Origin of the sequence: Psychrobacter sp. Rd 27.2, from assembly GCF_001921755.1 — a bacterium.
GTDB classification, from domain to species: domain Bacteria; phylum Pseudomonadota; class Gammaproteobacteria; order Pseudomonadales; family Moraxellaceae; genus Psychrobacter; species Psychrobacter celer.
The window spans coordinates 28,989-48,062 of sequence record NZ_MRYB01000015.1; the positions used below are offsets into that span (position 1 = coordinate 28,989).

The window sequence follows — 19,074 nt, forward strand, 5'->3', positions numbered from 1 at the left end:
CTTTATTTTTTAGTTGGACGCTGAAAGTTCTCTTTTTGCGTTTGCCGAGCGCGGCCAAACGCCAAGGCACTGGCATCGACATCCTTGGTAATCACCGAGCCTGCCGCTACAGTCGCTGTATCACCGATGGTAACCGGTGCCACCAAGCTGGCATTGGAGCCGATAAAGGCGTTGTCCTCAATGATGGTTTGAGACTTATTGACGCCATCATAATTACAGGTAATGACACCTGCACCGATATTGACGCCTGTCCCGACGGTCGAGTCGCCCACGTAGCTTAAGTGATTGACTTTGCTGCCTTGACCGATGGTGGATTTTTTGATTTCGACAAAATTACCGACTTTGCTCTGGTCTGCTAGTACGCTTTCAGGACGCAAATGCGCAAAAGGCCCGACATCGACACCAGTGCCAATCTTGGCATGATCAATGACGCAGTAGGGTTTGATATGACAAGCATTGCCGATATGAGCGTTTTTGATGACGCATCCTGGCTCGATATAGACATTGTCGCCTAAGGTACAATCACCCTCAAACACCACGCCAACATCGACAAACACATCTTGACCGGCGCTTAGGGTCCCTCGAATATCGACACGACTAGGATCGGCAAACTGCACGCCGGCTTCTTGTAAGTCGGCGACTAACTTTCCTTGCCACGTCCGCTCTAAGCTGGCAAGCTGCTGACGGTTATTGACGCCTTCAATCTCAAAGGTATGCTCAGGCTCGATCGCAGCGATGGCGATGCCATCGGCCACGGCCATCTTGACGATATCTGTCAGATAGTATTCTTGTTGGGCGTTGTCGTTTGAAAGTTTCGGCAAGTATTTATGAAGCAGAGCATTATCGACGCAGTAAATACCGCTATTGATCTCTTTGATGGCCTGCTCATCAGCGCTGGCGTCTTTTTGCTCAACGATGGCTTCGATATTACCGTTGTTGTCACGTTTGATACGGCCTAGCCCAAATGGGTTATCTACCGTTAGCGTCAGCATCGACATGCCATTGGTGTTGGCCGACTTTAATGCGGTTAACGTCTGGCAACTGACCAATGGTACATCACCATAAAGAATCAGGCTTTGCCCGTCTTTTGGCAAATCAGACAGCGTGACCTTGACCGCATGCCCGGTCCCTAGCTGCTCAGTTTGTGCCACCCAAGTAAGGGCTGACTGGGCATACTGGGTGGTGATTTCAGCTTTGACTTGCTCACCGCCAAAACCATACACGATGATGGTCTCATCGACCGTCAGCTGGTGGCAGGTGTCTAAAACGTGAGCGAGTAAAGACTTGCCAGCTAGTGTCTGCAGGACTTTGGGTTTGGCCGACTGCATACGCGTGCCTTTACCCGCTGCTAGGATAATTACCGAAAGAGGAGAAGTCATAATGGCCTACAAATGTAACAAGATATGATTTGAATTATAACGTAAATGCGTAACCAACCAAACTGCTAAGTCGTGACATCTTTGTAACGTCTCATTTGCAGCGTCACTAAATGTGCTAACGACTCATAGCAGCATCAGTTAGCAAGTGATAATACGCTACTATAAAGAATACTCCAAACAATTGCCGCCATGATACCTGCGATAATGTCATCGAGCATGATACCTAAGCCACCGGCGACTTTTTTATCTGCCCAGCCGATCGGTGGTGGCTTGATGATGTCAAAAAAACGAAACAGGATAAAGGCGATAAGAAGCGCGATGAGAGAAGAGGTTTGGCTGATATTTTGCCAAAAACTGCTATCGGCAACGCCCATATAAGACATCGGCAGCAAGGTGAGCCACATACCCGCCCATTCATCCCAGACGATATGCGGGTTATCGTGACCGCCCATCAGGGTGGAGGTTCTGCCGCATATTGAGTTACCAACGACACAAGACAATATAGTGATTATCAAAAACGGCAAAAAGCCGAAACTCATAAGCGGTATCGCGACGAGTAGCCCGCCTACTGTTCCCCATGTGCCAGGGGCACGGCGCGGCAGGCCACTACCGAGACCAATACCAAGCCAATAAACCACACGATCGAGCGTGCTGGCCGTGGCAGGTAGAGGCGGGCAGTCATTGGCTTGCCGGATATCGGGCTTAGATAGATCATGATCGGTCATGGATTAACCTGCAAAGTGTTGGTAACCCGTCAGCGTGGGCCATGTGGCAAAAGGGGCAGGGTGCGTCGGTGTGACTCGCTGTCCTTGATAATACAGATCAGCATGCCTATTTGTTGCCGTGTCTGCCTTGGCCAATGCTATCACCTCGCCAATACAGGTCACTGGCGTGTCACTGATATCGTTGACGGGTGGCTCGATATCAGCAGGTAAAGTAAAAGCCAGCTCATAGTCGTCGCCGCCTGCCAGCTGGCATAGTAAGCGCTCAGATAGATCCACGCTCGCTAACGCTTGGCTGGTTGGCAGCTGCTCTAAATCAAGGCGTATGCCAACGCCGCTTTGCGTGCAAATATGTCCAAGGTCTTGATACAGACCATCAGAGATATCGATCATCGCTGTGGCGCCGACTTTGGCTAGCGTGGTCCCTAAGGTGATGCGCGGCGTGGGCATATGCAAGCGATGTGCCAGCGCTATGCCTTGGCTACTATCAGGATGCTGCAACGCATATGCGGCATCACCAAGCGTGCCTGATACATAGATTTTATCACCAACTTGCGCGCCTGAGCGATAGACGGCTGGTGTATCAGCGGCTAAAAATCCTTGCGCGCTAACGCTTAGCACTAAGTTATCGCTGCGCGTGGTATCACCGCCTATCAGGGTCACACCAAAGAGCTGGCAGGCATGAAACAAACCCTTGGCAAATTCAGTGAGCCAAGTCTCAGTCGCCAAGCGCTCAGGCAATGCCAGCGCCAGCAAAATACTGTGCGCCGCCGCGCCCATTGCGGCGATATCTGAGACATTGACCGCGACCGCTTTATAGCCAATTTGAAAGGCTAATTGATGTACCTTATCCCAATCGGCGCTAAAATGCCGCCCTTGAACGAGAGTATCAATGCAGCTGACCAAGCGCGCGCTAGCAGGCACGCTCATCACCGCCGCGTCATCACCGATGCCTTTTTCGACGTCCGTTGCCGTGCGTGCTGGCGATATTTGCATCTGTGCAAAGATGCGCTCGATCAGCTCAAATTCATTCATGGTTAGTCTTTACTTTTTTCGTCTGAATTGACAAGGTTTGAGTCCTGTAGCCCAACATCGGCGGCAGTGCTCTCAGGGGTAGGCGCGGCTGCTGCCTCATTATGTCCTTGCGCACTGGCTTTTTTGCTGGCTCTATAATCACTGATATTTGCTTGAGCCTTGTTAGCACGTGGCCGTTTAATGGCTTTATTGGCACTGATACGAGGTTTGCCAGTTGTGGTCGGCGTCTCACTGGTGTCGTCAGCGTTAGTGACAGCCTTGGTTTCATCAGCAGTTTTCGGCTGCGGCTGTGCGGCGGGCGCAGCGGCTTTTTGTGAGCTGCGGCGGTTGGCCTTGATGTCGGCCTGTACTTCGAGGTCGCGCAGATCTATGGCCATTTTATCGAGCACCGCGTTGATTAACTTGTGCGCGTCAGTGGCGCCAAAGTGATTGTTGAGCTTCATTGCTTCATCTAGTACCACTTTATAAGGAATCTCTAAGCGGTTTTGCAGCTCGTAGGCACCAATCAATAAAATAGCATGCTCAACGGTGTCTAATTTATCGATATCGCGATCGAGATGCTGGCTGATAAGTGTATCTAGCGCTTCGATTTGTTCGGGAATATCGCGCATCATTTCGTGATAGTAGCCGATATGTACCGTATGCATGGCGTTGGTCGCACGGGTGCGCGCGGCGATATCGTGCGGCGCATTGTCTTTCCAGCCAAGCTTACCGTCTTTATCAAAACGGCGGTCGGTGACCAGCCATTCATATAAGCCTTGCATGGCAAAGCGTCTGGCTTTGCGCACAGCGGTGTGACTGGTCTTATAAGAAGACTCACTCATATCAAATTTTTGCTCACCTGCACTGCTGCTTGCGATACGAGTCGCTTCAGCTTGTTGGTCGTTGGTTTGTGCGGTTTTTGCAGCGTTGATGGCGCGCTTGAGTTGGTCAGTCATAGGGGGTAAATACCTGAATGTTAAGTGGCTATTTTGAGTAACTGCTTTTATTAACTATTTTTTGATTGACTGTATTCATCAATTATTTAACGACTATTTAATATAGATATATTGATACCAATAGCGTCAGGGTACAATCAGCTTGATTGTAAAAAATAGCCTGTGATAAGAAAAGCATAGACGTTTGAACTAAAAATGTTAAATAGTAATCGACTGGCAGATGATGACAATCGAGTGTTAAAGCAAAATTGCAGCGCTTTGTCGGCAGTGCCGCGAGCTTTAAGACACTGACGCTACGAGTTTTTAACCCATCAGCGCCAATCAAAAACAGTAAAACAATAAATAATAAATCTATAAAACGACTGCGATGTAGTAGATTCAATTTAAAAATGTTATAGCGCTACTGGTATAAACTTTCCTTGCGTGCTGTATACACAGAGGCTGCGCAAGATTCATCCCAGTCGCGCTTTGGAACTTATGCCAGTTTGGTTTTCAACTGACTATATTACGCGTCATTATCATTGTCGTAATCGTCATCAACATCTAATTGTGATAAAACCGCTAGCATCTCAAGCACCACCATCGCTGCTTCCGAGCCTTTGTTGCCAGCTTTGGTGCCCGAGCGCTCAATCGCCTGCTCAATACTATCGGTGGTGATGACGCCGTTGGCGACAGGAATATTATAATCAATCGCAACGCTGCTAAGACCTTTGGCAGACTCGCTAGCGACAAAGTCAAAATGTGGCGTGCTACCACGGATGATCGCGCCTAGCGCAATGATGGCATCAAAACGATCAGACTCAGCGGCACGCTGGGCGACAAGGGGTAGCTCAAAGGCACCTGGTACACGAATCACAGTGATGTTGCTACCCAATACGCCATGACGTAGTAGGGCATCGATAGCACCGTCGACTAATGACTCAACGACAAACCCATTAAAACGGCCAACGACGATACCGATACGGGCCTCTTCGTTTTGATGCAAGTTACCATCGATATGGGTAATATCGTTGCGCTGCTGCTGTAAATTTGACATAAAAAATCCTTTGAATAAGTAGCATTATAAGCAAAATTTTTGTACAAAATCTCGATTGTTTTCAATAGTTAACTGACAAAAATAAATAAGTAGCGCTATGATAACATTTTTTGTCAAGGCAGTTGTATTTTACCAAGCTTATAGGCGCATGGGTATGCCTTGTGCTGCCATATAGGCTTTGGCCTCCGATACGGTATATTCGCTAAAGTGAAAGATACTGGCCGCCAGCACCGCATCGACGCCGCCTTCTAAGACGCCTTCGGCCAAATGTTGCAGGTTGCCCACGCCGCCAGAGGCAATAACAGGGACATTGACGCGGCGGGTAATTTCACGCATCAGTGCCAAATCATAGCCTTTTTTGGTGCCGTCACCGTCCATTGATGTGACCAATAATTCACCTGCGCCAAGATCGGCCATTTTGCTTGCCCAAGCGACGGCATCAATGCCAGTCGGCTTACGTCCGCCATGGGTAAAAATCTCCCAGCGCGGTGTAATGATGCCATCAACCTCTATATCAGCGACACGTTTGGCATCGATGGCGACGACGATACATTGATTACCAAATTTTTGCGCCGCCTCTCCGACGAACTCAGGCGTAAACACCGCAGCCGAGTTAATCGCCACTTTGTCCGCGCCTGCATTGAGCAGGTTACGAATATCAGCGATTTTACGCACGCCGCCGCCCACAGTTAAGGGGACAAACACCGTCTCCGCCATACGCTCGACGGTATGATAAGTGGTATCACGCTCATCGCTGGTGGCAGTAATATCCAAAAAAGTAATCTCATCAGCGCCTTGTTCGTTGTAGCGCTGCGCCACTTCGACAGGGTCGCCAGCGTCTTTAATATCGACAAACTGTACGCCTTTGACCACGCGGCCATTGTCCACGTCCAAACAAGGAATGATACGCTTTGCTAACATAGGGTCTTTCACCTTATAATCAATTCAACCATAAGCGCTAGTCTAGCAAAATCACTGCCATATCAGGCAGGTTTTCACAAGATTATTATGCTTTTTATGATGGTTTGCTGATGCGCGGGACGATTATTGTCATTAGCGTCCAGATTTATTCTATTTATCTTCTTATCCAATTGCCAAAGTGAGATGTCATGTCCGTCTATACCCAGTTAACTGATGATCAATTTGCCGCCTTTTGCCAGCGTTTTGGCGTGTCATTTGCCCGCGCCATTCCGATTACCCAAGGCATCAAAAACTCTAACTGGTTTATTCAAACGACGGACGATGTCGATGGCGCGCACGCTTATGTGTTTACTTTGTTTGAAGAGCGCCCGCCAGAGGATATCGAAAAAATGGCAGTGATATTAAATCAACTAGATGGCAAGCTGCCGGTCGCTGCCCCGTTGGCACTGGTAGCATTAGGTGCTGATGATAACGCTGATACGAAAAAACGCTATGTCATTCATTATGAAAACAAAGCAATCACCTTGGTGCCGTGCTTGGCAGGCGCGCATCCGCAAGAGACCACGCCTGCGATGTGTCATGAGATCGGCGCGGCGTTAGCGATGCTGCATGAGACCTTGCAAGCGCTACAACCGGCACAAGACTACGGCGTGCCCCTCTACCCGTGGAGCGAGGTGCGCGACCGTGAAATGCAGTTTATGCCCGGCGATGAAGCCAAGCTCATGCGTGATATTTGGCAAGCTTACTCAAATCTACCTCTGACTGACTTACCAAAAGGCTTGTGTCATCTCGATATGTTCGCTGACAATACGCTATGGGACTTGACTAAAGGGCAGGAAAAGTTAACAGGTCTATTGGATTTTACTGAGGTCAGTGTCGAGCATTATGTGATGGATATCGCCATTACCATCAATGATTTTTGTACCACGTGGGGCGATGCCGAGCAAGGCGAGCTGGTACATTTTGATCGTCGTAAGATGGCAGCGTTTTTAGAAGGATATGAGTCAAAACGCACGCTAAACCGCGATGAAAAACGTGCGTTACCTGTTATGCTTGCCAAAGCGGCAGTGATTTTTTGGCTTTTGCGTCTTAATGTCATTCATTACAACCGTACCGAAGGTCGGACGGGCGACAATATCATGGTGAAAAATCCTGACCTTATGAAGCGTCTGGCCGCTTATCACTGGGCGCATGTCGAAAAAGCGCAAAAGACGGTATTTGTATTATCAAATGATAAGCGCGACAATCAACTCATAGGTATATTTAGTGATATCACCCACGCTGAGCAAGCGCGTGCTACTTTAAGTAATCGTCGCGACACCAGCATCAAAGAATATACACTCGATCAATTGGCGTAAGTTTTTTTGCTCAATACCATTTTTTGCATCCAAACCACAGAGGCGACCCTATGACCGATCAAGTTGATAACTGGCACAAACTGGCACGCTATGACACCAATATGCAAGGTGAGCTGCATGCCAATCTACTGCGTAATAATGGCATCACGGTGTCCTTGCAGCCGCTAAGCGCGATGCCAGGGATGAACTCAGGTATCGTACTGTGGATACAAGATACCGAGCTGGCGCATGCCAAACGGATCTTGGACAGTATCGATACCGAAGGCGCGACGCCCTATGAGATGTTTGATGAAGGGGCAGAAAATGGCGCAAGCGCGACTGTACATCCTACAAAAAACGACGACCATAACGACAATCATGATGGTGATCTATAAATGTGTCAACTCTTAGGAATGAACTGTAATACCCCAACCGATATTGGGTTTAGCTTTGCAGGGTTTCGTCGTCGCGGCGGTATGACTGATAGCCATGAGGATGGTTTTGGTATTGCTTTTTTTGAACGTAGCGACTGCACCAATAATGGCGAGACGGCAAACGACTCAACGGGACTACGCTTGTTTCATGACAATCGCCCAAGCCATCTGTCGCCAGTGGCCGACTTGGTCAATAACTACCCGATTAAGGCCATGAATGTCATCGCCCACATTCGTAAAGCCACGCAGGGACAAAACTGTCTGGCAAATACCCATCCTTTCGTCCGCGAAGTCTGGGGCGAGCAGTGGGTATTTGCCCACAACGGGCAGATGAATAGTGAATTTATCAAGCGCTGTCAGCGTCTGCAAGACAATGGCAACGCCTCACACTGTCAGCCTGTCGGCAGCACCGACTCAGAAGTGGCGTTTTGTTATCTGGTCAATCGCTTAAAAAGCACTTTTAAAACCCGTCCTGACGACCAGACGCTGTTTAACTTTTTGACCACTCAGTGCCGTTATTTATCGGCCAATGGCCTGTTTAATTGCCTAATCTCCAACGGCCGCTGGCAATTGGCGTATGCCGGTAGCTTGTTGTTTTATCTCACCCGCCAAGCACCATTTGGTGAAGCGAAACTGGCGGACGATGACTTAGCGATTAACTTTAGCGATGTCACCACCGATACCGATAAGGTGACGATTTTGGTGACCGTACCATTGACTGAAAATGAAAAATGGCAACAGTTGGCGGTCAATGAATGTCTGATATTCTCTGAGGGTGAGATTATTTATAAAGACAGCCCAAGCCAGCGTAAGTTTTTGACCATTGATGAAGGGATTGCAGTGGCACGGGCGGTTGGGGCCAGTGTATAGCGCCGGCAGGCACCGTATCGGTTTTAAAGTGAATTAACTGTATAATCCACAACAGCGCTTAAACTTCTCACCCGAGCCGCAAATACACGGCTGCTTTTGGGCGACAGACATAGGAACGGTCGGGTCGAGAAAATACCAACGCGTATCATGATTGGCTTTATTTACTACCTTTACAAAGGCAGACAACTCATGATGCGCTTGCAAGCCATTAGGCGTTTTAAAATAAGCTTTAAATTCAACCTGCGCGTGTCGTTTGCCAAGCTTTGCTCTGTGTTTTACAACCTCTAATCCTGCCCAATCGGTCTCGGTGGCCCAAGACTCAATCGCTATGACATCGAGCAAGCTTTGCTGCGCGGGTAGTGTGGTTTTGACGATGTATTCTGGCTTGATAAGCACAAAAGCGCTATAACGCGTGCGCATCAGACGCTCCGCTGTTTCTGCCTGTACGCCGTCAGTTTTATCCGCTTCTTTATTCACTTCTTTATTCATTTCTTTATTTAAAACGCTGTCATGATAAGGTTGACAGCAGTCTTTATAAAGTAGGGGCGCGGTGGCGGTCTCTGACGCGGGGTTGATTTGGCAAGGGCAGGTTTGGAGGGCGGCAGAAGTCGACATAGTGTACTCTCATTATTTATCATTTTTTGCTGGTAGAGGCGGCCTTAACTCAGCCAGCCTTTTATCAATTCTGGCCATAGACCGAGCTTAAGCTTTGCCCAAGCTGCGGGATCACTGACCTGCTGCCAAAAGGTGTCAAACGGCGGCGCTATATATAACAATAACACCAAAATAACGTATAGCAGCAAATACCACCATTTGTCTTTATGCTGATAAAACTTCATCGCCGTACCCGACGATCGCTTCATTTTCATATTGGACAAGTTGACGCTATATAATTCGTCTAGAGCCAAATGCACCATCGCGCCGCCAAATAAAAACAAACCATAAAACCAGCTCACCGTTAAGGGCAGGTGCAAAATATCATGGCTTAAATACGTCAGAGCCAAGCCCAATATCGCCATATAAGGCACAGAATGGATAACGCCGCGATGCACCGTCATCGTGGTAAAAACATAAAACACCACATAACGCATAAACCCATAGCCTGCCAGCCATAACACCATCAATGCCAATAGGCTCAGCTCACCGCGCCAATGCATCACCAGTCCAAAAGCGAAGACAAAAGAGATGAGGTTAAAACCAAGCTTAATCGGTGTTGAGTTGTCTGAGTCCAAGTCTGGCAAAAGGCCGCCGATAGTACCGAGCGCCGCACACATCAAAAACCCAGAGTCATCAACCAGCCCCGCTTTATAGACCGTTAAGCTCAGTGTACCGCTGACCATAAATGCAACATTTAAGTGGGTGTTAAAATTTGCCATAAAAACTCATCAATAAATAGCGCGCGAACACAACGTTTCGAGCTGCCCGTCTAGCCGTAAAAAAGCGCACCATGATACCATAAGCCGCCCATCGCTCATGAGAGATAGTTTGATATGACTGCCAGTAATCTGCCTCCTTTGCATCGCTCAGATGCGCGTTTTGATAAGCCTTTGCCGAACGATTCGCCTGTACAGGCGTCAGCCTTAGCGGCAAGCAGACTTGATGACAGCTTTGCCCAGATTGACTGGCGTGCGCCGTGGCTTGGTCATGTGCAGCAGTTAGATGCCATTAGCCAAGCCATCACTCAGCTTAGTGCGACAAAAAGCTTGAGCATGGAGCGCGCTGATACTCAAAGTTCTGCTCCTGAAAATCAAGCCCTTGATATCAGCCGTACCCAAAACACACCAGACATCATCGCGAAAGTATTAAATACCGCATTGCATCAGCAGGCAGCTGACGTGCAGCAGCAACTGCCGCACACCAAGCCTGCATATAACCATAAGGCGCAGGCTTTACAGTTTGTCTCACAAGAGGCGTTGCCAGAGGGCGAGGCTTACGAGAGCTTCATCGGCAGTACGGGCAATATCCCGACGCGTGACAACTTACACGACTTATTTAACGGTAGTATTTGGCTGACGTTCCCTAAGACCAAAGCCCTGCTAAACCACTACCATATGCTTGAAATTGAGCAGCAAGGGGTCGGTGCCAGTCGGGGCCGCGTCCGCGATACCATCACTGTGTTTGATGAAAACGGCGCGGTTTTGGTCACTGCCAATCCTAGTATTGGTGAGGCGTTGATTGGCTTTGACTGGCAGGGCAGTTTGGTACAGCCGCGCATGCAGTGGGATGACCCTACAAGTCCTAGTCCAAACGCGCAAGCGGTGGTTTATATTTTTGGTCATGCCCTCCTTGAGCAATTGATAGCGCCGCGTAAGCCCTTGTGCGCGCATAGTGTGGTCATCAACGTCGGCCAAGATTTCTTTGCCTTGTCAACGCAGCAGCGCATCGCCTTTTTGGATGATAAATTGGCTGATTATATGAATGAATTATTATCAAAGGACACAGTCACACCGCGTTATTTATCGCCATTGCCCATTTTAGGTGTGCCGCATTTCTGGGCCGAGAATGAAGATTCTAATTTTTATGATGATGCATTTGTGTTTCGTAGTGGTCGCCGTAAAAAGTAATAAAAATGGATTTGGCTAGCCTCTCATTATTAACTCGCTAACACATTGTTACAGTTACGATTGTGCCACGATTTGACTACGTCCAGACGTTAACAAAGCGCTATATATTTGTTATGGTAAAAACAAGCTGATGTCAGGTCTTACAAGCACCTTTAGAGCTTGGGTTAATGAAAACATATGTCTTAGGATTTTGTCTTACATGGTTTTGTAATAATGAATGTCTTTAGTGCCTACTTTGACACAGTATTTCTTTAATAAACCACCATTTATTGAGCCACCAATATCAACATAAATGCTAACTTGTAATTGGCCATTTATGTTTAGGATTTATAACAACGATAAGGAAGCTACCATGAGTGATATCTTTAATGTAAAAGACACCATTTCGGTCGATGGCAAGGAGCATGCCTATTATAGCTTGCCCAAACTTGCCGAAACTTACGACAATATCAATACGCTACCGTACTGTATGAAGGTCGTACTAGAGAACCTATTGCGTAACGAAGATGATGGTCAGTCTGTCGGCAAAAACCACATCGAAGCAGTGGCCAACTGGGACGCTGGCGCTGAGGCGTCCAAAGAGATTGCCTTCATGCCAGCACGCGTGGTGCTGCAAGATTTCACCGGCGTGCCATCAGTCGTCGATCTGGCAGCGATGCGTGATGCAGTAGTAGAGCTGGGTGGTCGTGCTGAGCAAATTAATCCCTTTATCCCCAGTGAGTTGGTCGTTGACCACTCGGTACAAGTGGATGCTTATGGCCGCGAAGATGCGCTGGATCTCAACGAGAAGATTGAGTTTAAGCGTAACAATGAGCGCTATGAGTTTCTCCATTGGGGCCGAAATGCCTTTGAGAACTTTGTCGTTGTCCCGCCAGCGACGGGTATCGTGCACCAAGTCAACCTTGAGTATCTTGCGCGCGTGGTCATGGCAGCAGATGTCGATGGCGAGCTGACCGCCTATCCTGACACAGTGTTTGGTACCGACAGTCATACGACGATGATTAATGGTATCGGCGTGCTTGGTTGGGGTGTTGGCGGTATCGAAGCTGAAGCGGCGATGCTCGGTCAGCCATCCTCAATGCTGATTCCGCAAGTGGTTGGCTTTGAGCTGACAGGCAAACTGAGAGAAGGCGTCACCGCGACGGATTTGGTATTGCGCGTGGTCGAGATGCTACGGGCACATGGCGTGGTTGGTAAGTTTGTCGAATTCTACGGTGAAGGCTTGCATCAAATGCCATTAGCAGATCGGGCGACGATTGCCAATATGTCGCCAGAATATGGCGCGACTTGTGGTATCTTCCCGATTGACCAAATGGCGATTGATTATCTGCGTCTATCAGGCCGTGACGAAGCGCAAATTGAGCTGGTCGAAAAATATGCCAAGGCACAGGGCTTATGGCATGATGCCGATACGCCAGCGGCAACTTACTCAAGTAAGCTAGAGCTTGATCTGTCCTCTGTCCAGCCAGCACTGGCAGGCCCTAACTTACCGCAGCAGCGTATCAACTTATCTGATATGCACGAAAAATTCGGCGAAACGCTTGAGAAGATGACCAAGGACCGTAAAAAAGAAGTTGAAGCTAAGGTGCGTTTCGATGAAGAAGGCGGTAAGCAAGAGCAAGCCAAAAACCTAGCAGCTAAGCCGAAAAACTGTGATGAAGACGGTAACTTCTGTAGTATCGTTGACATTAATGATGAGAAGTATAAATTACGTGACGGCGCGGTGGTGATTGCCGCGATTACCTCTTGTACCAACACCTCAAACCCAGCCGTCATGCTCGGTGCTGGACTGGTCGCCAAAAAGGCCGCTGCCAAAGGCCTCAAAGCCAAACCTTGGGTTAAGACCTCATTGGCACCTGGCTCAAAAGTAGTGACGGATTACTTAGAAAAAACCAAACTGATGGATGAGCTAGAAAAAACAGGCTTTTATCTCGTCGGTTATGGTTGTACCACTTGTATCGGTAACTCAGGACCACTGCTTGAAAGTATCGAGCAAGGTATCGAAGAAAATGATTTAGTGGCGGCAGCGGTACTCTCTGGTAACCGCAACTTTGAAGGTCGTATTCACTCACACGTCAAGGCAAGCTATTTGGCGTCGCCACCATTAGTCGTCGCTTATGCGCTGGCAGGTACGGTGGATATCGACTTGACCACCCAGCCGCTTGGTCAAGACCAAGACGGCAATGATGTCTATCTAAAAGACATTTGGCCAACGTCAGATGAGATCAACGAGCTGATTGCCAATAACATTGATGCTGATATGTTCCGTAAAAACTATGGTGAAGTGTTCGATGGTAGTAAAGAATGGAACGCGATTAGCTCAGCCGATAGTCAGCTATATCCATGGGATGAAGGCTCAACGTACATCAAAAATCCACCGTTCTTTGATGGTATGACCATGGAGCCAGAAGGTATCCCTGATATCGAAGACGCGCGTATCTTAGGTCTATTTGGTGACTCAATCACCACCGACCATATCTCGCCAGCTGGTAACATTGATCCAAACTCACCAGCAGGTAAGTATCTGCAAGAGCGCGGCGTCATGGAAGCGGACTTCAACAGTTATGGCTCACGCCGTGGTAATGATGCAGTCATGACCCGTGGTACCTTTGCCAATATCCGTATCAAAAACCAAATGATGGGCGGCAAAGAGGGCGGCTATACCTATTACTTCAAAGACGATAAGTCAACGCTACAAGATGGCGAAGAAATGGCTATCTATGATGCAGCGATGAAGTATAAAGAAGATAAGCGCCCGCTCGTCGTCCTCGGCGGGGCGGAGTATGGCTCAGGCTCTAGCCGTGACTGGGCAGCGAAGGGTACGATTTTGCTTGGTGTAAAAGCGGTATTGACCACCTCGTTCGAGCGTATTCACCGTTCAAACCTCGTCGGTATGGGCGTGCTGCCATTGACTTTCAAAGATGGCGAAGATGCACAAACCTACAAGCTCGATGGCTCTGAAGTGCTGAGCATCACTGGCCTGAACAATGGCGAGAGCAAAACCGCTCAAGTCACTGCCACCCGCGCCGATGGCTCGACTGAAACCTTTGAGGTCAATGTCGGCCTGCAGACACCAAAAGAGCGCGAATACGTGCGTCATGGCGGCGTATTGCACTATGTGCTGCGTCAGCTAGCTGCTGATAATAAAGAAGCTGCATAGTGATTAATTAGAGTTAGAAAAATATAAAGCCCAGTCCCCTATATTAAGGAGACTGGGCTTTTTTATGGGTAGTTAGATTTTATAAAAATCAGCTTATTTGATCATTATTTGCAGTTTGTTTATCCCTTCTCTGTAAGCAACTTAACTCCCAAACCAATAAACACCACGCCGCTTATTTTATTTAAAATCACTTCGATAGCTGGGTTTTTTCTTAAGTTGGCACTAAATTTTGAGGCCAATAAAGCAAGGCACGAACACCATACAAAGCCCGTCAGCGCAAAACTCAATCCCAAAATCAGAAATGACAAGGCGCTATGAGTATAGCTAGGATCGATAAACTGCGGAAAAAATGCAAGGAAGAATAGCGCGACTTTTGGGTTAAAGACATTGGTTAATACGCCTTGTTTGTATATTTGCCAGTGCGCTATAGAGTTGGCAGGTGCCGATGGGCGACTTTTTGGTAAATGATTTGCCAGTAAAGAAGGCTGCTTGCTCATCAGCATTTTTATACCCAGATAGCATAAGTAGCTGGCACCGATATATTTTACAATCGTAAAGGCCAGAGGCGAGTTGATCAAAATGATCGATAGACCCAATGCGGCGAATACCGTGTGCACCAAGATGCCTGAGATGATACCGAGGACAGAATAAAACCCTGCTGCGCTGCCATGTGAGACGCTACGGGTGATGATATACATCGTATCGGTGCCTGGAGTGAGGTTTAGCAAAATCGCCGCCAAGACAAAGCCCAGATAGTTTTCGATACCGAACATGGCTCATACTTCCTTGTGATAGCAATAATAGGGGAGTGTTTTATTTATCGTTTCTTTCGTAGTTTACCTGGTATCGGTCGTCATGAGCAGCTCATATCGATGGTTTTTATAAACGACAAACGAAAAAAATCCCAGTCACCGGATGATGACTGGGATTTTTTAGTGTTCGCTTATTAGTCTAACCTGATGCTAAGCAAAAGTGCTAATAAGTGACGCCGAATAGTGGCGTCCCCAGGGGGATTCGAACCCCCGTTACCGCCGTGAAAGGGCGGTGTCCTAGGCCTCTAGACGATGGGGACGCATAGAGTGTCATAACCTATGGTTATAACGGTACTTCACAATATCAGAGCGCTTATTTATTAATAAGCCTTGCCTAGGTGCTGACATTGTTCTCAAAGCAATATTTATCTGTTGAGCGATAAATAGTATGGTGGAGCTAAACGGAGTCGAACCGTTGACCCCTTGCATGCCATGCAAGTGCTCTACCAACTGAGCTATAGCCCCTCGCTAAGAGTGTGCGTATTTTAGGTAAGACCAGCAGTCTTGTCAACCGCTATTTTTAAAAAAATGCAAAATAATGCAAAAAAAGTCATTAAAAGTATTTAAATGGCTAATTATGGACGTTTGAGTATGGGTGTTACATAAAAAAGAGCCAGTATCGAGCTGACTCTTTGTTATTATTTATCTATCCTACTCTTCATCGGCAAGTACAAGGATACCCTGCTGCCAAACTATGCATCAGCCAAAAAATTAGGCAGATCCGCCGCTTTTTTCTCAAGCTTTTTCAGTTTCTTTTTACCGAGGCCGCCTAAGACATCAACCGCATGACGCAAGCGCGTCAAGGTCATATCCGCACCGATAATCGCCATCGAGTTCATAACGGGCGTCGATGAGGTGCTACCCGCAATCGCGATAAAGAATGGCGCCATAAAGTCGCGCATCTTGATATCGAGGTGGGCGGCGAGGCCTTTTAGCGTGGTATAGATGTTTTCCTCCGACCACGTCGGCAGGGTCTCAAGCTGCCAAAGCGCCAGTTGTAGCAGCTCGATGATTTGCTCAGGCTCAAGCGATTTATGCGTAAAGCTCTCAGCGGTGATGTCTGGCAGGTTTTGGAAATAAAAGCCGCCCCAGTTGACCGCGTCAGACAACAGCTCGATGCGTGGCTGAATCGCAGCGGCGATCGCGGTGAGTTTATCGCTGTCACTGGCCCACTCAAGGATTTTGTTTTTAAGCTCTTCAGGTGTAAGCGCGCGTAGCCATTCGCTGTTTAGCCAATTGAGTTTTTCGGTATCGAAGATAGGGCCGCCAAGAGACACGCGCTGGATATCAAAGCTGGCAATCATTTCATCCAAGGTGAATTTTTCGGTATCGTCAGGCATTGAGTAGCCCATACGGCCTAGGTAGTTGAGCAGCGCCTCAGGTAGTACGCCGGCATCACGGTAGTAAGTAATTGAGGTTGGGTTTTTACGTTTCGACAGCTTTGATTTGTCGGGGTTACGCAGTAGCGGCATATGGCAGAGTGTTGGCATCTCCCAACCAAAGTAATCATAAAGCAGCTGATGCTTGGGGGCGGAGTTGAGCCACTCTTCGCCGCGCATAACGTGAGTGATCTCCATCAAGTGATCGTCAACGACGTTGGCAAGATGGTAAGTTGGCATACCGTCGGTTTTTAGCAATACTTGCATATCGACTTGCGCCCAAGGAATCTCGACGGTGCCGCGCAGCATGTCATGTACTTGGCAAACGCCGTCGGTGGGTACACGCATACGGATCACATGCGGGGTGCCCTCGCTTACCAATTGCGCAGTTTTTTCTGGAGGTAGGTGGGCACAGCGGCCGTCATAGCGTGGGGTCTCGCCATTGGCCATTTGCTCAGCGCGCATGGCATCTAGCTCTTCTGTAGTACAAAAACAGCGAAACGCATGGTCGCTTGCTATCAGCTGCTCGGCGTGTTTTTTATAAATATCGCTACGCTCGCTCTGACGATAAGGTGCGTGCGGGCCACCAACGTCTGGTCCCTCACTCCAGTCAAGTCCGACCCAGCGTAGCGCGTCCAAAATCATCTGCTCGGATTGGGCCGTCGAACGCGTTTGATCGGTGTCCTCAATACGCAAAATAAACTCACCGCCGTGGGCTTTGGCAAAGGCTAAATTAAAGAGCGCAATATAAGCGGTACCGACATGCGGAAAACCAGTCGGCGAGGGCGCAATACGCGTGCGAATAGGGCGGGCGTTGCTCGTGTCGGAGGGAGCATGGGTCGATGTTTGCATAATAAAAATCTCAAAATGTCGTGGGCGATAAGTAGCAACAATAGCCACAAAATAACTAAAGGAAAAATATGACTAAAATAGCAATGAAAGAGTGGCCGTCAATAGCAAAAAATAGCGTAAAATATAGCGCTAGTATAACAGACAGCTGCGATATTTTTAATGAAAAGCCTGTCTAGTGCTTGACTCACCGTGTATCCTTGCGATAATAAGGTCAAGCAAGACATAACTTGTTTATTTTCATCTGATTTTTTACTATTACCGGCCGATATGGCCGTCATCTACTGAGTCGTTTGTGTCCACATTGAATGATAAGCCAAATAATAAGCAAAACAGTACGTCCACTTGCAAACAAAGCCCTTCTTTGGCCACTGACCCTGCCAAGTCGGCGGCTGATTTATCTGCTGTAACCTCTGATACCGCGCAGCCCACCCGTGAAGGAGGGTCTGCATGCGCGGCGTCCAGCGAGCAGCGCTTTGTCCATGATGCCGTACTATTGCAAGAGACGGTGGCGGCGGTACTGGGGGTCAAATCTCTTCCCAAACGCACAGATGACGCCCCACAACCCAGCTTGCAAATGAGCGGCATCTACGTCGATGCTACCTTTGGCCGTGGCGGTCATAGCCGTCTATTATTGAGTCATCTGAGTGACGACGCGACGCTGGTGGTGTTTGATAAAGACCCGACAGCAATTGCTGTGGCGCAAGAGCTGGCCGCTAGTGACAGCCGTGTCAAAGTGGTGCATGATAGTTTTGCGACCTTAACGGATAGCTTAGCGGCGCTGGGTATCGATCAGGTGGATGGCTTGATGGCAGATTTGGGCATTTCATCGCCGCAGATTGATGATGGTAGCCGCGGTTTTAGTTTTATGCGTGATGGCGCGGTCGATATGCGTATGGATACCAGTCGTGGCCAGTCGGTGGCCGAATGGCTCGAGCAGGTCGATGACGAAACCTTGGCCAATGTGCTTTACGAGTTCGGCGAAGAGCGCCACAGTCGCCGTATCGCGCGCGCCATCAAGCAGATGGACAGCTATGAGTCCACGCTTGAGCTGGCAGAGGTGATCAAAACGGCGCACCCCAACTGGCAGCGCGGCAAGCATCCAGCGACCCAAAGCTTTCAGGCCATGCGTATTTTTATCAATAACGAGCTTGGCGATGTCGATGACTTTTTGGCGCAAAGCATTCCGATTTTAAAAGCAGGTGGTCAGCTGGCAGTGATTAGCTTTCACTCCTTAGAGGACCGCCGAATCAAGCAGTTTTTGCAGCGCCATAGCAAAGGGCAATATCCAGAGGATGATAATCTGCCGATGCCACCCAAACGTCCGCGCTATTTTGGTAAGCCAAAACGGGTGGGGCCTAGCAAGAGCGAGATCAGCGGCAACCCGCGCGCGCGCAGTGCTTGGTTGCGACTGGCCACGCGCAGCGATGTTGAGTATCAACAGGCGGCAAGCCAAGATTAGCTACATTGTCAGTGAAGCGGTTTAAGAGTAGTCATATCGCTTTGCTGTTGTTTGTCTAAATAAGATAAAAATGTGCGAATGGCTACGCTAGTGTTAAAAAGCTGTAAATATTACCTGCTAGGCTCAGCAGTTGGTTTTTTGTTTGTAGCGCGCATGACAGTGATATTTGGTTTTAT

The 19,074-nt window shown here is 48.4% G+C and carries 16 protein-coding genes and 2 tRNA genes; 6 read left to right on the forward strand and 12 right to left on the reverse strand.

All coding sequences use genetic code 11. From position 1 onward, the window contains the following. Positions 1–2: 2 nt before the first annotated feature. The 6 genes from glmU to hisF form a co-directional block, all read right to left on the reverse strand. Positions 3–1,379 (reverse strand): bifunctional UDP-N-acetylglucosamine diphosphorylase/glucosamine-1-phosphate N-acetyltransferase GlmU, encoded by a 1,377-nt coding sequence (gene glmU, locus BTV99_RS11310; protein WP_075102472.1) that lies wholly within the window; start codon positions 1,377–1,379, stop codon positions 3–5. A 134-nt stretch (positions 1,380–1,513) separates the two neighbouring features. Further along, entirely contained in the window at positions 1,514–2,104 is a 591-nt protein-coding gene (locus BTV99_RS11315) for a phosphatidylglycerophosphatase A (protein WP_075102473.1), read from the reverse strand. A 3-nt stretch (positions 2,105–2,107) separates the two neighbouring features. After that, on the reverse strand, positions 2,108–3,136 hold the full coding sequence (gene thiL, locus BTV99_RS11320) for a thiamine-phosphate kinase (protein WP_075102474.1): 1,029 nt from the start codon (positions 3,134–3,136) through the stop codon (positions 2,108–2,110). Between the two features lie 2 nt (positions 3,137–3,138). Then, the gene (gene nusB / locus BTV99_RS13230; protein WP_083608635.1) at positions 3,139–4,074 is read right to left on the reverse strand and encodes a transcription antitermination factor NusB; all 936 of its coding nucleotides are present in this window, start codon (positions 4,072–4,074) and stop codon (positions 3,139–3,141) included. 505 nt (positions 4,075–4,579) lie between these two features. Next, positions 4,580–5,110, reverse strand: a complete 531-nt coding sequence (gene ribE / locus BTV99_RS11335) for a 6,7-dimethyl-8-ribityllumazine synthase (protein WP_075102476.1) — start codon at positions 5,108–5,110, stop codon at positions 4,580–4,582. Positions 5,111–5,248: 138 nt separating this feature from the next. Next, on the reverse strand, positions 5,249–6,031 hold the full coding sequence (gene hisF, locus BTV99_RS11340) for an imidazole glycerol phosphate synthase subunit HisF (RefSeq protein ID WP_075102477.1): 783 nt from the start codon (positions 6,029–6,031) through the stop codon (positions 5,249–5,251). A 188-nt stretch (positions 6,032–6,219) separates the two neighbouring features. Here hisF and BTV99_RS11345 point away from each other — a divergent pair, with 188 nt between their 5' ends. The 3 genes from BTV99_RS11345 to BTV99_RS11355 are packed head-to-tail and all read left to right on the forward strand — an operon-like array spanning position 6,220 to position 8,672. Beyond that, positions 6,220–7,389 carry a homoserine kinase gene (locus BTV99_RS11345; RefSeq protein WP_075102478.1) on the forward strand — a complete coding sequence of 390 codons (1,170 nt, stop codon included), beginning with the start codon at positions 6,220–6,222 and terminating at the stop codon, positions 7,387–7,389. A gap of 50 nt (positions 7,390–7,439) precedes the next feature. Next, positions 7,440–7,763, forward strand: a complete 324-nt coding sequence (locus BTV99_RS11350; protein ID WP_227526354.1) for a hypothetical protein — start codon at positions 7,440–7,442, stop codon at positions 7,761–7,763. After that, complete coding sequence (locus BTV99_RS11355; protein WP_075102479.1) at positions 7,764–8,672, forward strand: class II glutamine amidotransferase; 909 nt, start codon at positions 7,764–7,766, stop codon at positions 8,670–8,672. A 33-nt stretch (positions 8,673–8,705) separates the two neighbouring features. Here BTV99_RS11355 and BTV99_RS11360 read toward each other — a convergent pair whose 3' ends face one another. After that, on the reverse strand, positions 8,706–9,287 hold the full coding sequence (locus BTV99_RS11360) for a YchJ family protein (protein ID WP_075102480.1): 582 nt from the start codon (positions 9,285–9,287) through the stop codon (positions 8,706–8,708). A gap of 44 nt (positions 9,288–9,331) precedes the next feature. After that, entirely contained in the window at positions 9,332–10,048 is a 717-nt protein-coding gene (locus BTV99_RS11365; protein WP_075102481.1) for a metal-dependent hydrolase, read from the reverse strand. A 114-nt stretch (positions 10,049–10,162) separates the two neighbouring features. Here BTV99_RS11365 and BTV99_RS11370 point away from each other — a divergent pair, with 114 nt between their 5' ends. Together BTV99_RS11370 and acnA are read left to right on the forward strand one after the other, a co-directional pair. Then, on the forward strand, positions 10,163–11,236 hold the full coding sequence (locus tag BTV99_RS11370) for a DUF3025 domain-containing protein (protein ID WP_075102482.1): 1,074 nt from the start codon (positions 10,163–10,165) through the stop codon (positions 11,234–11,236). A gap of 352 nt (positions 11,237–11,588) precedes the next feature. Continuing rightward, a complete protein-coding gene (acnA, locus tag BTV99_RS11375) occupies positions 11,589–14,396 on the forward strand; it encodes an aconitate hydratase AcnA (RefSeq protein ID WP_075102483.1) in 2,808 nt (935 codons plus the stop codon). A gap of 119 nt (positions 14,397–14,515) precedes the next feature. On the opposite strand, the gene BTV99_RS11380 is transcribed toward acnA, so the two are convergent. The 4 genes from BTV99_RS11380 to gltX all read right to left on the reverse strand — a co-directional run bounded on the left by BTV99_RS11380 (position 14,516) and on the right by gltX (position 17,439). Then, positions 14,516–15,169 carry a LysE family translocator gene (locus BTV99_RS11380; protein WP_075102484.1) on the reverse strand — a complete coding sequence of 218 codons (654 nt, stop codon included), beginning with the start codon at positions 15,167–15,169 and terminating at the stop codon, positions 14,516–14,518. A 223-nt stretch (positions 15,170–15,392) separates the two neighbouring features. Further along, positions 15,393–15,468, reverse strand: a tRNA-Glu gene (locus tag BTV99_RS11385). 129 nt (positions 15,469–15,597) lie between these two features. Beyond that, positions 15,598–15,673: transfer RNA gene (locus tag BTV99_RS11390), tRNA-Ala, on the reverse strand. A gap of 227 nt (positions 15,674–15,900) precedes the next feature. Next, on the reverse strand, positions 15,901–17,439 hold the full coding sequence (gltX, locus tag BTV99_RS11395; protein ID WP_075102485.1) for a glutamate--tRNA ligase: 1,539 nt from the start codon (positions 17,437–17,439) through the stop codon (positions 15,901–15,903). A 292-nt stretch (positions 17,440–17,731) separates the two neighbouring features. On the opposite strand from gltX, the gene rsmH reads away from it, so the two are divergent. After that, positions 17,732–18,898, forward strand: a complete 1,167-nt coding sequence (gene rsmH / locus BTV99_RS11405; protein WP_075102487.1) for a 16S rRNA (cytosine(1402)-N(4))-methyltransferase RsmH — start codon at positions 17,732–17,734, stop codon at positions 18,896–18,898. Positions 18,899–19,074 lie beyond the last annotated feature (176 nt).